Source organism: Pseudomonas sp. JC1203 (assembly GCF_056175065.1).
This window is the reverse complement of sequence record NZ_JBWCAM010000001.1, coordinates 477,956-491,109: the sequence shown is the minus strand read 5'-3', so window position 1 is coordinate 491,109 and position 13,154 is coordinate 477,956. Positions and strand designations below refer to the sequence as shown.

The window sequence follows — 13,154 nt, the reverse complement described above, 5'->3', positions numbered from 1 at the left end:
ACAGAGAATCGCCGCTCGCCACGGCTCTATTTAGCTCATCTGCCCAACAGGTTCGCCCCCCTCTATGGCATCGACCTCGTTTCGCCAATCCATGCGCCGCTTGTGGGCGCTAGACAAGTTCAGCTACAGCGTGCGGGTGTTCATCGCCCTGACCGGCTCCATGGCGTTCTGTTGGTACCAGAAGGAAATGCATGCGCTGATCCCCATCTTCCTCGGGATTATTGCCTGTGCCCTGGCCGAGACCGACGACAACTGGCAAGGGCGGGTCAAGGCCCTGGCGGTGACGCTGGTGTGCTTCAGTTGCTCGGCGCTGTCGGTGGAATTGCTGTTCCCCTACCCCTACCTTTTCGTCTGTTCCCTGGCCCTGGCCGCCTTCGGCCTGACCATGCTCGGCGCGCTGGGCGAACGCTACAACGCGGTGGCCTATGCCACGCTGATCGTGGCCGTGTACACCATGATCGGCGTGGACCAGCGCGGCGGCGAAACCAGCAATTTCTGGGAAGAACCGCTGCTGCTGGTGACCGGCGCCGCCTGGTACGGGTTGCTCTCGGTGCTGTGGCAGGCGCTGTTTGCCAACCAGCCGGTGCAACAGGCGCTGGCCAAGCTGTTCCGTGAGCTGGGCTACTACCTCAAGCTCAAGGCCAGCCTGTTCGAGCCTATCCGCGGCCTGGACATCGAAGCCCGGCGCCTGGAGCTGGCCAAGCAGAACGGCCGCGTGGTGGCGGCGCTCAACTCCACCAAGGAAATCATTCTGCACCGGGTGGGCGGTGGCCGCCCCGGGTCGAAGATCAGCCGCTACCTGAAGTTGTACTTCCTGGCGCAGGACGTCCACGAGCGCGCCAGCTCCTCGCATTACCCCTACAACGCCCTGGCCGAAGCCTTCTTCCACAGCGACGTGCTGTTCCGCTGCCAGCGCCTGCTGCGCCAGCAGGGGGCGGCGTGCCGGCGCCTGTCCGAGTCGATCCAGCTGCGCCAGCCGTTCGTCTACGACGACAGCTTCGCCGAAGCCCTGGGCGACCTGCACGCGTCCCTGGAACACCTGCGCATCCAGAGCAACCCGGCCTGGCGCAGCCTGCTGCGCTCGCTGCGGGCGCTGGCAGCGAACCTGGGCACCCTGGACCGCCTGCTGAGCGACGCCAGCAACCCCGACAAACTGGCCGATGAAAGCGACAGCAGCCTGCTTGACCGCTCGCCACGAACGCTCAAGGACATGTGGGCGCGCGTGCGGCAAAACCTCACGCCCACCTCGCTGCTGTTCCGCCACGCCTTGCGCCTGCCGCTGGCGGTGTCGGTGTGCTACGCCATCGTGCACCTGGTGCCTACCACGCAAAGCTACTGGATCATGCTGACCACGGTGTTCGTCTGCCAGCCCAGCTACGGCGCCACCCGCCGCAAGCTGGGCCAGCGTATCGTCGGCACGGCCATCGGCCTGACGCTGGGCTGGGCGCTGTTCGACCTGTTCCCCAGCCCGTTGATCCAGTCGATGTTCGCCATCGCCGCCGGCCTGGTGTTCTTCGTCAACCGCACCACGCGCTACACCGTGTCCACGGCGGGCATCACCCTAATGGTGCTGTTCTGCTTCAACCAGGTGGGCGACGGCTACGGGCTGTTCCTGCCACGCCTGGTGGACACCCTGATCGGCAGCCTGATCGCCATCATGGCGGTGTTCCTGTTCCTGCCCGACTGGCAGGGCCGCCGCCTGAACAAGGTGCTGGCCAACACCCTGAGCTGCAACAGTATCTACCTGCGGCAGATTCTGGAGCAGTACGCGCGTGGCAAGCGCGATGACCTCAGCTACCGCCTGGCGCGCCGCAACGCCCACAACGCCGACGCCGCGCTGTCCACCACCCTGGCGAACATGCTCATGGAGCCGGGGCACTTCCGCAAGGAAGCCGACGTCGGCTTCCGCTTCCTGGTGCTGTCGCACACCCTGCTCAGCTACCTGTCGGGCCTGGGCGCGCACCGCGCCACCGAACTGCCGGAGCCGGTGCGCACCGAGCTCATCGAAGGCACCGGCCAGGCCCTGGCCGCCAGCATCGACGAAATAGCCGCCAGCCTGGCCAACAAGACCCCGGTGGCGCTGCACAGCGACGCCGAGGAAGCCCTGGCCAACGCGCTGGAGCAGATGCCCGAGGAAATCGACGAAGGCCAACGGCTGGTGCAGACGCAACTGGCGTTGATCTGCCGTCAGCTGGGGCCGCTGCGCACCCTGGCGGCGCACCTGATCAAGGACAAGGCCCAACAGGAAGCAGCGGCGGCCTGACTACATGCCGTATTGCTTGAGCAGCCGCGCATAGGTGCCATCGGCCTGCATCTGGCCGATGGCCTTGTTGAACGCCGCGACGATCTTGTCGTGGTCGGGGTTCTTCAGGCTCACCAGTATGTGCAGGTGGTTGAGGCTCAGCGGCTGCGGCAGGAACTCGACGGCATCGCGCACCCGCGTCACTTCATGGCTGAGGTAGTAGCGCGCCACGTATTCATCCTCCAGCGTCAGGTCGACCCGTTGCGCCGCCAGCATGCGCACGCCCATGGAGAAATTGTGCACCTGCACCTTCTGCAGCAGCTCGTCGCCGTCGAACGCGCCTGAGTACGCGTAGCCGCGCACCACCGCCATGGGGTAAGGGTGCAGCGCCTCAAGGTCGCCGTGGAACTCGATGGGCGAGCCTTTGCGCTTGAGAAACAGAATGCGGTTCTGCAGGTAGCTGCCGGAAAACGCGCCAATGTGCGTGCGTTCCTCGTTGTACCAGGCGTTGACCAGCACGTCGTAGTGGCCTTCCTCGATACCCAGCAAGGCCCGCGCCCACGGCACCTGTTCAAACTGGCTGGCGTAGCCGGCCCGGGCCAGCGCGGTGGTGACCAGCTCCGTGGCCAGGCCGCCATTGACCATGGTGGCGTCGGTAAACGGCGGCCAGGCGTCAGCCACCAGCCGCAACCGGTCGGCTGCGGCCGTCTGGGCCAACAACAGCAATCCAAGCAAATACGAGGCTCGAAGCAAATGCAGCATGCTCAAGATCCTGTAGCGGGCTCCTGGCCCGACGGCGTGGTGGTCCAGCCTGCATCCCGTACAGAGCCTAGCTCAACATCGATGCGGATGGCCCTGATGCCCCCGTCTATTTATGATGACGGCTGGCGAGCGTCTTTATTTTTTCCGGAGTGCACATGACCACCCAATGGGCCTGCAAACACCATGGCGATCTAGGTATCGACCAGCTGTACCGAATTCTGCAACTGCGCACCCAAGTATTTGTGGTGGAACAGCAATGCCCGTACCAGGAAGTCGACGGGCTGGACCTGGATGGCGACACCTGCCACCTGATGGGCTGGCAGGGCGACCAGCTGGTGGCCTACCTGCGCCTGCTGGACCCGGCCGCCCATGACGGCGACGTGGTCATCGGCCGCGTGGTAACGGCGCCATCCGCCCGCGGCCAGGGGCTGGGCCACGAGCTACTGGTGCAGGGGCTGTGGCACGCCGACAAGCTGTGGCCGCAGACGCCGATCTACCTGTCGGCGCAGGCGCACTTGCAGGGGTACTACGGCAAGTACGGCTTCGTCGCCGAGGGCGAGGAATACCTGGAGGATGATATTCCGCACATCGGCATGCGCCGGGCCGTGTGATCGGCGTCGTCGCCATCGCGACCAAGGTCGGCTCCTACGGGGGTAGGAGCCGACCTTGGTCGCGATGGCCGTGACGCGCCCCTCAGGGGTAGCCCAGAGTCTGCTTGATAGCGGCCAGGTTACGGCCAATCCAGGCTTTATCAATCGCGCCCCAGTCGCGCACCACATACTGGCCGATGTGGTTGCGCTCCCCTTCCGCCTGCTCGAACTCGCACACGATGTCCAGGTCAGCCAATGCCAGCAACGTGTCCTGCGCGGTGCGCCGGGGCATGCCGGTAGCCTCGGTGATGGCCGGCACGCTGCAGGCGGTACCGCTGTCTATCAGCCAGGCCACGTACAGGCGGCGGTAGAAGCTGGTCTTGGTCTTGCTGACTTCCATCGAACGTTCCTTGTCGGTCATTGTGGCGGCAGGTCGCGCCAGGTCAGGTAAATGCGCAGGTCGAATTCCAGCTGATGGTAACCCGGCTGCATATGTTCACAGAGCTTGTAGAACGCCTTGTTATGGTCCGACTCCTTCAGGTGGGCCAGTTCGTGCACCACGATCATCTTCAGGAATTGCGGCGCGGCGTCCTTGAACAGCGAAGCAATGCGGATCTCTTTCTTGGCCTTGAGCTTGCCGCCCTGCACCCGTGACACCGCCGTGTGCAGCCCCAGCGCGCGGTGGGTCAGGTCCAGGCGGTTGTCGTAAAGCACCTTGTCCAGGTTGGGCGCGTTGCGCAGGTGTTCCTGCTTGAGGTCCAGCGCGTAGCTGTACAACGCCTTGTCACTCTGCACGGCGTGGCGGTCGGGGTAGCGCTGCTGCAGGTAGTCGCCCAGGCGCCCTTCGGCCAGCAGGGTACGCACCTGGTCTTGCAGGTGCTGGGGGTAGGCTTGCAGGTATTTGAGCGGGGGCATGGCGGCGACACATCATCAAGTCAGCCGCCAGTGTACCCAATTGCGCGGCTACACCGTGCCCCAATCGAACTGCCCGGGGAAGCCTGTGGCGTCCTCGGCGGTCAGCGGCTTGGCAACGATGAAGCCCTGGGCCAGCTCGCAACCGTTTGTGCGCAGCCACTGATACTGCTCACGCGTCTCCACGCCTTCGGCGATCACGGTGATGCCGAAGTCGCGGCACACGCTGATCACGTTGCGCGCCAGCGCGGCGTCGCGCTCGGACTCGGGCAGGCGCGCCACCAGGTGCCGATCGAGCTTGAGGGTGTCGATGGGCAGGTCGCGCAACAGCTTCAGCGAGCAGTGGCCAGTGCCGAAATCATCCAGCGCCACGCGCACGCCCAGGTTGTGCAGCTCGTGCAATTGGCGCATGGCCTCTTCCTGATTGTGCATCAGCGAGGTTTCCACCACCTCCACTTCCAGCTGTTGGGCCTGCAGGCCGTTCATGGCGATGGCCCGCTGCAGCTCAGGTACCAGGTTGGGCATGGCGAATTGCGCGTTGCTCAGGCTGATGCTGAGAATCATCTGGTCATCGAAGCTGTCACGCCAGGCATGGCGCTGGGCGGCGCCCTGCTGGTAGATCCAGCTGGTGAGGCGGCTGATCAGCCGCGCTTCCTCCAGCAACGGAATGAACAGGCCTGGCGGCACGTCGCCAACGCTGGGGTGGCGCCAGCGCAGCAAGGCCTCGAAGCCGCGCAGGCGGCCGTCGGCGATGGCCACCTGGGGCTGGTAGACCAGGGTGAAATCCTTTTTCTCGATGGCGCTGCTGACGCTGTCTTCCAGCATCAGCCGTGAACGGGCGCGGCCGTTCATGTCCTGGTCGTAGTAACGGTACTGCTGGCGGCCGGCCTGCTTGGCCGCGTACATGGCGATGTCGGCGGCGCGCAGCAGGCTGTCCAGGTTGGAACCGCACTCGGGGTAGGTGGCAATGCCGATGCTGACACCCAGGGTCACGTCCAGGCCGTCGATCTGCTGGCACATCGAAACCCGATCTATCAGCTTTTCCGCGACCTTGGCCGCCTGCTCCGGGTATTCCAGGGTGTCCAGCAGCGCGGTGAACTCGTCACCGCCCATGCGCGCGACGATGTCATAGCTGCGCAGGCAGTCCTTGAGCTGCTCGGCCACCCAGCGCAGCACCCGGTCGCCGGCGTCATGGCCATGGTTGTCGTTGATGCGCTTGAAGCCGTCCAGGTCCAGGTACAGCAGCGCCTGGGACTTGTCCGAGCGCTCGTTGCGCACCAGCGCGCTCTCCACCGTCTGGTAGAAACCACGGCGGTTCAGCAGGCCGGTCAGCGGGTCGGTAACCGCCTGGTATTCCAGCTGCTGGTGCAGGTTGCGCACCACCGACATGTCCAGCACGGTCACCACCATGGCATGTTGCTCGCCGGGCAGTGGCGCGCAGGACAGCGCGGCAGGCAGCTGCTGGCCCGACACGGTGCACAGCACCGCATCGTGCACCCTGAAGGTTTCGCGGTTGGCGTAGGCGCGGTAGAACTCGGACTCCGCCCACTGCCCAACCGTGGGCTTGACCACGAACTTGAGCAACTCGGCGCCGGTCAGCTCGGCCACCGAGGCGTTGAGCAGGCGCGAGATGGCCGGGTTGGCGAAACTGATGCGGCCCTTTTCGTCGATTACCAGAATGCCTTCGGCGGCGTTTTCCAGCACCGAGGCGTTGAAGGCGCGGGCCGTTTCCAGGTCGCGACTCAGGCGCTGCAGGTCGCGGCGGTTGCGTTGTTGCTCCAGCAGCGCCTGCACCTTGGGCCGCAGGATTTGCGGGTCGAACGGCTTGAACAGGTAATCCACCGCGCCATTGGCGTAGCCCTTCAGCACCGAGGCCTGGTTCTGTTCGTTGGCAGTGAGGAAAATAATCGGGGTCAGCCGGGTGCGCTGGCTGCCACGCATCAGCCGTGCCACCTCGAAGCCGTCCATGCCTGGCATCTGCACGTCCAGCAGCACCAGGTCCACCTCATGTTCCAGCAGCATGCTCAGGGCTTCCACACCGGAAGCGGCCGTTACTACCCGCCAGTCCTGACGTTCGAGCAAGGCCCGCATGCTGATCAGGTTTTCCGGGTAGTCATCAACGACCAGTAGAACTGAGCCGCCATCGTTTGGCTGGGATTGCGCGCATTCCATGCATGCTTCTCGTCAAGACATTTGGCACCGGCCCTTGTTGGCAAAAACCGGATACAGATTGCTCCTTACTCTAGACCGGGATCCAAAGAAGGGGGAGCCGTATACAGCCAGTACCCTACCAAAGATCGCTTACCCGACTAACGGTAATTTTCCACAGCCCCCGAAATCAAAGGCCTGCACTTAAATCGACGAAAGGTTGGCGCCAAGGAATCGACGTGCCAGCATTAACAATTTAATTTCATGTCTCTATAAAGAGCGCCCTCTTCAACCCCCGAGCTAAGCGGCCGGGTTGGTTTTCCGGCAGTCGACCGCCGCGTAAAATGGAAGGCAATAACATGATAGATCTCTCGACCTGGATGCTCAGTGTTCCCGAAGGAACGCCGGCGCAGACCATCAGCACCCCCACACTGGTATCAGGCTTCAAGGACAAGTATTTCCATTCCGATACAGGCACCCTGTTCTTCTGGGCGCCGGTGACCGGCACGGTCACCGAAAGTGCCATCTACCCGCGCTGCGAGCTGCGCGAGGCGAATGCCGACGGCTCGGTGCGCAACTGGCTTTACCCTGCCGCTGACAACACCCTGCGCGCCACGCTGGCGGTCAACCAGGTGCCCTCATCGGGCAAGGTGGTTATCGGGCAGATCCACGTGTACGGCAGCAACCAGCCGCTGCTGAAGGTGGAATACCAGTACAAGACCAAGACCCAGACGGGCAACATCGTCGCCAAGGTGCGCTACCACCTGGACGACGAGGAGCCCACGGTGATCCAGGTGGCCACCGGGGTGCCGCTGGGCAAGCAGTTCAACTACCTGATACACCTGAGCCCCGGCGGCGCCCTGAGCGTGGATGCCGCAGGCTTCACCTGGGTGGACCAGATCAGCGGTACCTGGAAAGCCTCGCAGCTGTATTTCAAGGCGGGGGTGTATACCCAGGACAACACCGGAGATGTCAGCGAAGGGGGGACGGTGACGTTCTACAAGCTGAATATCGCCCATACCTCCAGCTGAGCGTTGGCCGGGACACCGCCTGGCGGCAGCTGCTACGGGCACAATCAACGTAGCAGTGGCCGCCAGGCCGCGTCCTGCGGTCATTCGGTATAACGCATGCTCCGCGCGCGCAGGCCATTGCCGTGGATGCAGTTGTCCACCAGCCGTTGGCGCAGCGACCAGTCGGTGTTGATGATGTAGTGGTTGAGTATCGGCTTGCCCGGGCCTGAGGCGAACCAGGTCATCAGGTCGCCGGAACGGTCATTGGGCACGAAGAACGGCAGCGCGTATTTACAGGCCTGCACTGACTTGAGTTCCAGCTCGCCCTTGGACTCGCGGCCCACCCGCGCGATGAAATCGCGCAGCTCGTTGTTGGTGGGGGTATGGCTGCCGCTCCAGCGCTGGTTCACGCCGTCCCAGAATTTGGCGTCGCGCACCGCGCGCTTGTAGGCGATGACGGTATTGGCCGGGCCGGCGTTCCAGATCTGGTTGATGGTCATTCGGGCCATGTCCGGGGTCACCAAATGCTGCTCACCCACCATTTGCTTGATCAAGCTGGCCAGCTCCAGATGAGCTGCATCAGTGAAATTCTTGAACTCATGGAAGTCGAGAATGACGATTTCCCGAGACGTAACCTGAAGGAAGCGGAACATCAGCAGATCGCGCAGTACATCACCGGCCACGGTCCGCCCGGACGTGGTGCTATGAAAAATGGAGAATCGGCGCGGGTCACCAGCAGGGTACCCGGAAAAGAACTGCACCCTGAGATCCAGCACCCGGATGCCGCATACCAACTGGCTGAACGGCCCCACATCCTGGCAGGTTTCGCTCGAGGGCGTATGCGGGGCCTTCTTGTCGAAGGCGGAGTGGTGCGTGCCCGGCAAGATGCAATCCTGGATCCGCAAGGAACGTGCGCCACTGTAGCGCCCCATCCAGTCAATACGCTGGTTGTTGAACAGCTGGCAAATGCCGTCCTGCAACCCACCATTGGGGCACCAACCTGCGGTGGTTTCCTGCTCATCATCGCCCAGCGTGCAGAAATCAGCCGCTGGCAACGGCTCCAGGCCTTCGAAATTGACGAAATCGTTCATGCTGCAATCCTTCATACACGTAAGTAGTGCACGCGAACTTACGGAGTGTGCGAGGCCGATTTAATCCAGAAAGTCTTCAAGGCCCGGCAGTTGTTCCAGACCTGCCGGGCACAAAAAAGCCCCGCCTTTTCGGGGCGGGGCTTTCGGGTGTTGCCAGGCGCTTAGTTGACCTTGGCGTTCAGCTCGCCCTTGGCGTAACGCTGGAACATCGCTTCCAGGGAGATGGCCTTGATCTTCGAAGCGTTGCCAGCGGTGCCAAAGGCTTCGTAGCGGGCGATGCACACGTCGCGCATGGCCTTCACGGTTTCACCGAAGAACTTGCGTGGGTCGAACTCGCTCGGGTTGGTGGCCATCAGGCGGCGCATGGCACCGGTGGACGCCAGGCGCAGGTCGGTGTCGATGTTGACCTTGCGCACGCCGTGCTTGATGCCTTCGACGATTTCCTCGACCGGTACGCCGTAGGTTTCCTTGATGTCGCCGCCGTACTGGTTGATGATCGCCAGCCACTCTTGCGGTACCGAGGAAGAACCGTGCATCACCAGGTGGGTGTTGGGGATGCGCTTGTGGATTTCCTTGATGCGGTCGATGGCCAGCACGTCGCCGGTAGGCGGCTTGGTGAACTTGTAGGCGCCGTGGCTGGTGCCGATGGCGATGGCCAGGGCGTCGACCTGGGTCTTCTTGACGAAGTCGGCGGCTTCTTCCGGGTCGGTCAGCATCTGGCTGTGGTCCAGCACGCCTTCGGCGCCGATGCCGTCTTCTTCACCGGCCATGCCGGTTTCCAGCGAACCCAGGCAGCCCAGTTCACCTTCTACCGAAACGCCGCAGGCGTGGGCCATGGCCACGGTCTGCTGGGTAACGCGCACGTTGTACTCGTAGTCGGTGGGGGTCTTGCCGTCTTCGCCCAGCGAGCCGTCCATCATCACCGAGCTGAAGCCCAGCTGGATCGAGCGCTGGCAGACGTCAGGGCTGGTGCCGTGGTCCTGGTGCATGCACACCGGAATGTGCGGGAATTCTTCGATGGCGGCCAGGATCAGGTGGCGCAGGAACGGCGCACCGGCGTATTTACGGGCGCCAGCGGACGCCTGGACGATTACCGGGGAGTCAGTCTTGTCAGCGGCTTCCATGATGGCGCGCATCTGTTCAAGGTTGTTGACGTTGAAAGCTGGGACGCCGTAGCCGAACTCTGCGGCGTGGTCCAGCATCTGGCGCATGCTAATGAGTGCCATCTTGTGTTTATCTCCCGGTCGAGGGTCGTTAATCGTGCAAGCCTGCCGAAGCGGCGGCTGCCATTCAAGTAGTGTAGATCGGGCCGCGGCCCGATCCGCTGCATCACTGGGCCTTGCAGGCCCGGCCAATCAGGTCGTTGGTCGCGACCCAGTACACCAGGCCTTCATTACCTTTGCTGTGGAAGGCCAGCACGCCGTCGCTGAACAGTTCGCCCGACGCGCCGGGCTCGGCTTTCAGGCGGTAGACCTGGTCGCTGCCACCCAGCTTCACTTCCACGCTGTTCTTGCCCGCATCCAGGAAGCGCCAATCGACGGTCGCCTGGCTGTCGCAGGTCCAGTGTGTCCAGTCAGCGGACACCGGGGCCTGGTTGAAACTTGCACATCCACCCAGTACTGCAAACGCCACAAGGGCCATGAAGCCTTTCATTGTACTTCCTCGGGTTGCAGCATGGCGGCAGGCACGCAGGCCTGCCGCTCAGTTCCATCGGACTGAAAAGCCCGCCAGTTGTTCCGACCCGCGGTCGGCTCAGGGGCAACCTTGCCCCGGGGCCTGGTGTTCAGGGTCGTACTTTTCCAGGCCATCCGGGCCCAGGCGCTTGCTGATGACCGGCGTGGTCTCGGCCTGCCAGTCAGCCTGGTAGCAGCCGCCCTTGCCGGGCACCTGCTCGTGCGCGGCGGGCGCCGGCTTGCTGGCGCACCCGGCAAGCACGCCAGCCAGCAGCAACGGCAACAACGGCAATGCCTTGGTCATCTGGACGCTCCCTTTCCATTCGCGCATGGCGTATCAGGCCTTGGCCCGCTGCTCCAGCATCTCGACGGCTGGCAGCACCTTGCCCTCGACGAACTCGAGGAAGGCGCCACCACCGGTGGAAATGTAGGAGATGTCCTTGGACACGCCGTACTTGTCGATGGCTGCCAGGGTATCGCCGCCGCCGGCGATGGAGAACGCCGGGCTGTCGGCGATGGCCTTGGCCAGCACCTTGGTGCCGTTGCCGAACTGGTCGAACTCGAACACGCCCACCGGGCCGTTCCACAGGATGGTCTTCGAAGTCTTCAGCAGTTGGGCGAACTGCTCGGCAGTTTGCGGGCCGATGTCCAGGATCATGTCGTCATCGGCCACGTCGGCGATCAGCTTGACGGTGGCTTCGGCGGTTTCGGCGAATTGCTTGGCCACGACCACGTCCACCGGCAGCGGCACACTGACCTTGGCGGCGATGGCGCGGGCGGTGTCCAGCAGGTCCGGCTCGTACAGCGACTTGCCCACCTTGTGGCCAGCTGCAGCCAGGAAGGTGTTGGCGATGCCGCCGCCGACGATCAGCTGGTCGCAGATCTGGCTCAGGCTGTTGAGCACGTCCAGCTTGGTCGACACCTTGGAACCGGCAACGATGGCGGCCATCGGCTTGGCCGGGGCGCCCAGGGCCTTGCCCAGCGCGTCCAGCTCGGCGGCCAGCAGCGGGCCTGCAGCGGCGACCTTGGCGAACTTGGCCACGCCGTGGGTCGAGCCCTCGGCGCGGTGGGCGGTGCCGAAGGCGTCCATGACGAACACATCGCACAGGGCAGCGTATTGCTGCGCCAGGTCATCGGCGTTCTTTTTCTCGCCCTTGTTGAAGCGCACGTTCTCGAACAGCACCAGGTCGCCCGCCTTGACGTCGACGCCGCCCAGGTAATCAGCCACCAGCGGCACGTCGCGGCCCAGCGCCTTGCTCAGGTAGTCGGCAACCGGCTTGAGGCTGTTCTCGGCCGAGAACTCGCCTTCGGTAGGGCGGCCCAGGTGCGAGCAGACCATCACCGCCGCGCCTTTCTCCAGCGCCAGCTTGATGGTCGGCAGCGAGGCCAGGATACGCGCGTCGCTGGTGACCACTCCATCCTTGACGGGGACGTTGAGGTCTTCGCGGATCAGCACGCGCTTACCTTGCAGATCGAGGTCGGTCATCTTCAACACTGTCATGTGTTCAGTCCTTCAAGCCTGTTTTATTTGTTTGGTTGACGACGTACAGAAAGTGCTCCGCGACGTCGAGCATCCGATTGGCAAAGCCCCATTCGTTGTCGAACCAGGCCAGGATGTTCACCAGGCGCGGGCCTGATACACGGGTCTGGCTGGCATCGACGATGGCCGAATGCGGGTCATGGTTGAAATCGCAGCTGGCGTGGGGCAGTTCGGTGTAGGCCACCAACCCTTTCAGCGGGCCTGTGAGGGCGGCGTCGTGGAGGATTCTGTTGACCTCCGCGGCGTCGGTGTCACGGCGCACTTGCAGGGTGATGTCCAGGCAAGACACGTTCACTGTCGGCACGCGCACTGCTTTGGCCTGGATACGGCCACCGAGTTCCGGCAGCAACCGCTCGATTCCGCGCGCCAGCCCGGTGGACACCGGGATGATCGATTGGAAGGCCGAGCGGGTACGGCGCAGGTCTTCGGCATGGTAGGCATCGATCACCGGCTGGTCATTCATGGCCGAATGGATAGTGGTGATCGAGATGTACTCCAGGCCCAGGGCCTCATCCAGCAACCGCAGCAACGGCACGCTGCAGTTGGTGGTGCAGGAAGCGTTGGACACCAGCGTCTCGGTACCGGTCAATACCTGCTGGTTGATGCCGAACACCACAGTGGCGTCGACATCGGTCTCGCTGGCCATGGGCTGGGAGAACAGCACCCGTGGGGCGCCGGCGTCGATGAAACGCTGGCCGTCGGCACGGGTATGCCACGCCCCGGAGCACTCTAATACCAGGTCGACGTCAAGCGCCGCCCAGTCGATGCCCTCGGGGCTGGCACTGCGCAGTACTTTCACGCAGTCGCCGTTAATCATCAGACAATCGCCTTCGCTGCGCACCTGGCCGGGAAAACGGCCGTGGGTGGAGTCGAAGCGTGTCAGGTATTCAAGACTGGCCATGTCGGCCAGGTCGTTGATGGCAACCACCTCGAAGCCCGCCTCCGCGCCGCGCTCGTACAACGCACGCATGACACAACGGCCGATACGGCCGTAGCCATTGAGTGCAACTTTATAGGGGCGTGGCTGGGGCATGAGGTGCTCACTGAAAACAATGGTTCAAACCTTTATGCAGGCTGCAGTGCAAATGCTTTTGTGGGAGCTGGCTTGCCAGCGAGCTTTTCAGGGGCCCTAAAAGCTCGCTGGCCAGCCCGCTCCCCCCAAAACCACCCAGCCGCAACAGCCCCC

Annotated in this window: 13 protein-coding genes; 3 read left to right on the top strand and 10 right to left on the bottom strand. The window is 63.5% G+C overall.

The features are described from left to right. Nucleotides 1-64: 64 nt before the first annotated feature. Entirely contained in the window at nt 65-2,263 is a 2,199-nt protein-coding gene (gene yccS / locus AC0SZ7_RS02395) for a YccS family putative transporter (RefSeq protein ID WP_475502817.1), read from the top strand. Here yccS and AC0SZ7_RS02390 read toward each other — a convergent pair whose 3' ends face one another. Continuing rightward, on the bottom strand, nt 2,264-3,004 hold the full coding sequence (locus AC0SZ7_RS02390) for a substrate-binding periplasmic protein (protein ID WP_475502816.1): 741 nt from the start codon (nt 3,002-3,004) through the stop codon (nt 2,264-2,266). Between the two features lie 155 nt (nt 3,005-3,159). Between AC0SZ7_RS02390 and AC0SZ7_RS02385 the strand changes: the two genes are divergently transcribed. Next, entirely contained in the window at nt 3,160-3,615 is a 456-nt protein-coding gene (locus AC0SZ7_RS02385; RefSeq protein ID WP_475502815.1) for a GNAT family N-acetyltransferase, read from the top strand. A gap of 82 nt (nt 3,616-3,697) precedes the next feature. Here AC0SZ7_RS02385 and AC0SZ7_RS02380 read toward each other — a convergent pair whose 3' ends face one another. Genes AC0SZ7_RS02380 through AC0SZ7_RS02370 form a run of 3 tightly spaced genes read right to left on the bottom strand, consistent with a single transcriptional unit; the run spans nt 3,698 to nt 6,678 of the window. Further along, nucleotides 3,698-3,994 carry a winged helix-turn-helix domain-containing protein gene (locus AC0SZ7_RS02380; RefSeq protein WP_475502814.1) on the bottom strand — a complete coding sequence of 99 codons (297 nt, stop codon included), beginning with the start codon at nt 3,992-3,994 and terminating at the stop codon, nt 3,698-3,700. Nucleotides 3,995-4,011: 17 nt separating this feature from the next. Then, complete coding sequence (locus tag AC0SZ7_RS02375) at nt 4,012-4,509, bottom strand: YgjP-like metallopeptidase domain-containing protein (RefSeq protein ID WP_475502813.1); 498 nt, start codon at nt 4,507-4,509, stop codon at nt 4,012-4,014. Nucleotides 4,510-4,557: 48 nt separating this feature from the next. After that, on the bottom strand, nt 4,558-6,678 hold the full coding sequence (locus tag AC0SZ7_RS02370; RefSeq protein WP_475502812.1) for a putative bifunctional diguanylate cyclase/phosphodiesterase: 2,121 nt from the start codon (nt 6,676-6,678) through the stop codon (nt 4,558-4,560). A gap of 335 nt (nt 6,679-7,013) precedes the next feature. Between AC0SZ7_RS02370 and AC0SZ7_RS02365 the strand changes: the two genes are divergently transcribed. After that, nucleotides 7,014-7,685: a polysaccharide lyase family 7 protein gene (locus AC0SZ7_RS02365; RefSeq protein ID WP_475502811.1), complete on the top strand. Its 672-nt coding sequence runs from the start codon at nt 7,014-7,016 to the stop codon at nt 7,683-7,685. Between the two features lie 80 nt (nt 7,686-7,765). Here AC0SZ7_RS02365 and AC0SZ7_RS02360 read toward each other — a convergent pair whose 3' ends face one another. From AC0SZ7_RS02360 to epd, 6 genes are all read right to left on the bottom strand, one after another. After that, entirely contained in the window at nt 7,766-8,755 is a 990-nt protein-coding gene (locus AC0SZ7_RS02360; protein ID WP_475502810.1) for a PI-PLC domain-containing protein, read from the bottom strand. A 161-nt stretch (nt 8,756-8,916) separates the two neighbouring features. Then, a complete protein-coding gene (gene fba / locus AC0SZ7_RS02355) occupies nt 8,917-9,981 on the bottom strand; it encodes a class II fructose-bisphosphate aldolase (RefSeq protein WP_475502809.1) in 1,065 nt (354 codons plus the stop codon). A gap of 103 nt (nt 9,982-10,084) precedes the next feature. Beyond that, nucleotides 10,085-10,408: an MliC family protein gene (locus tag AC0SZ7_RS02350; RefSeq protein WP_416427292.1), complete on the bottom strand. Its 324-nt coding sequence runs from the start codon at nt 10,406-10,408 to the stop codon at nt 10,085-10,087. A gap of 99 nt (nt 10,409-10,507) precedes the next feature. Further along, on the bottom strand, nt 10,508-10,732 hold the full coding sequence (locus AC0SZ7_RS02345) for a hypothetical protein (protein WP_475502808.1): 225 nt from the start codon (nt 10,730-10,732) through the stop codon (nt 10,508-10,510). Nucleotides 10,733-10,765: 33 nt separating this feature from the next. Then, nucleotides 10,766-11,929 (bottom strand): phosphoglycerate kinase, encoded by a 1,164-nt coding sequence (locus AC0SZ7_RS02340; protein ID WP_475502807.1) that lies wholly within the window; start codon nt 11,927-11,929, stop codon nt 10,766-10,768. 4 nt (nt 11,930-11,933) lie between these two features. Further along, on the bottom strand, nt 11,934-13,001 hold the full coding sequence (gene epd / locus AC0SZ7_RS02335) for an erythrose-4-phosphate dehydrogenase (RefSeq protein WP_475502806.1): 1,068 nt from the start codon (nt 12,999-13,001) through the stop codon (nt 11,934-11,936). Between the last annotated feature and the right edge of the window lie 153 nt (nt 13,002-13,154).

What these genes read in the sequence shown, in the direction of transcription:
- yccS (WP_475502817.1), top strand. Translation starts at nt 65, where the DNA reads ATGGCATCGACCTCGTTTCGCCAATCCATGCGCCGCTTGTGGGCGCTA.
- AC0SZ7_RS02390 (WP_475502816.1), bottom strand. Translation starts at nt 3,004, where the DNA reads ATGCTGCATTTGCTTCGAGCCTCGTATTTGCTTGGATTGCTGTTGTTG.
- AC0SZ7_RS02385 (WP_475502815.1), top strand. Translation starts at nt 3,160, where the DNA reads ATGACCACCCAATGGGCCTGCAAACACCATGGCGATCTAGGTATCGAC.
- AC0SZ7_RS02380 (WP_475502814.1), bottom strand. Translation starts at nt 3,994, where the DNA reads ATGGAAGTCAGCAAGACCAAGACCAGCTTCTACCGCCGCCTGTACGTG.
- AC0SZ7_RS02375 (WP_475502813.1), bottom strand. Translation starts at nt 4,509, where the DNA reads ATGCCCCCGCTCAAATACCTGCAAGCCTACCCCCAGCACCTGCAAGAC.
- AC0SZ7_RS02370 (WP_475502812.1), bottom strand. Translation starts at nt 6,678, where the DNA reads ATGGAATGCGCGCAATCCCAGCCAAACGATGGCGGCTCAGTTCTACTG.
- AC0SZ7_RS02365 (WP_475502811.1), top strand. Translation starts at nt 7,014, where the DNA reads ATGATAGATCTCTCGACCTGGATGCTCAGTGTTCCCGAAGGAACGCCG.
- AC0SZ7_RS02360 (WP_475502810.1), bottom strand. Translation starts at nt 8,755, where the DNA reads ATGAACGATTTCGTCAATTTCGAAGGCCTGGAGCCGTTGCCAGCGGCT.
- fba (WP_475502809.1), bottom strand. Translation starts at nt 9,981, where the DNA reads ATGGCACTCATTAGCATGCGCCAGATGCTGGACCACGCCGCAGAGTTC.
- AC0SZ7_RS02350 (WP_416427292.1), bottom strand. Translation starts at nt 10,408, where the DNA reads ATGAAAGGCTTCATGGCCCTTGTGGCGTTTGCAGTACTGGGTGGATGT.
- AC0SZ7_RS02345 (WP_475502808.1), bottom strand. Translation starts at nt 10,732, where the DNA reads ATGACCAAGGCATTGCCGTTGTTGCCGTTGCTGCTGGCTGGCGTGCTT.
- AC0SZ7_RS02340 (WP_475502807.1), bottom strand. Translation starts at nt 11,929, where the DNA reads ATGACAGTGTTGAAGATGACCGACCTCGATCTGCAAGGTAAGCGCGTG.
- epd (WP_475502806.1), bottom strand. Translation starts at nt 13,001, where the DNA reads ATGCCCCAGCCACGCCCCTATAAAGTTGCACTCAATGGCTACGGCCGT.